The organism is Synechococcus sp. H55.10 (assembly GCF_047502715.1).
In the GTDB taxonomy this organism is placed as follows: domain Bacteria; phylum Cyanobacteriota; class Cyanobacteriia; order Thermostichales; family Thermostichaceae; genus Thermostichus.
In genome coordinates this window covers 1-834 of sequence record NZ_JANSJJ010000115.1, presented here as the reverse complement: position 1 = coordinate 834, position 834 = coordinate 1, and the positions used below count along the sequence as shown (strand labels likewise).

Genomic DNA, 834 nt, shown 5'->3' with positions numbered 1-834 from the left:
TGTCATCCTTGACGAGTGTCTGCAGGTGCTGGCGGAGGTAGCTTTATCCCTCTGGCCCTATTGGTATGGAGAAAAGTTTGAGCCGGGCAGAACGGCAGAGGCCCAGGTTCTCAATCGTCTCCGCGCCCGAGAGCTGTCTGCAAAACGGGATCCCGCTATTTCCAGTAGCTGGCTCAGGGCAGCAATGCACTTGTGCCAGCAGCAACGCCTGCCTGTGGTGCCAGGGATCCAGCGGGCAATCCAGGTGCAGCAACTGGCCAAGGCCATTGCCCCTCGCGAGCTAACCTTGGCTTTAGCAACCGATGAGCCAGAGCCGGCGCCCAGCTACCTCCTCGGCTTGGCCAAGGCCGCTACCTGGTTGGCCGACCACAGTCAAGCACGGCTAGTGCTGGTGGTGCCGAGTGCTTTGGCCGCTCACCCTGAATTGGCTTCCGTGAGCTACGGCGCCCTCCAGTTGCCGCTCCCGGAAAGGCGGGAGGAGTTCGACAGCTCGGTGCAGGTGGTGGTGGGTTGCAAGGGATCCCCTCACCCCTTTAGCCTAGCAGAGAAGAAGCTAGCCGAGCGGGTGGCAGCGGACCCGCAGCTCAAGGATCTGCTAGAGTTTAACCAAGTGTTACAAAGTGTAACCGGGCAATCCTTTCGAGCAGATCTCCTTTGGCGGGAGGGCAAGGTGGTGGTGGAAGTGGACGGGCCAGAGCACTGCAGCCGAGACCGCTACTACCAGGATCGCCTGCGGGACTACCAACTGCTGATTTCCGGCTACTTGGTGTTGCGGATCCCCAACGACCTGGTGATGAGCGACTGCGAGCGGGCGGTGGAGATGATCCGCAAGGT

1 protein-coding gene is annotated in these 834 nt (G+C 60.9%); it reads left to right on the top strand.

The window, feature by feature from the left end; translation table 11 throughout:
• Positions 1-834, top strand: an 834-nt coding sequence (locus NW858_RS08085) for an endonuclease domain-containing protein (RefSeq protein WP_414520254.1), incomplete at both ends; no start/stop codon positions are given.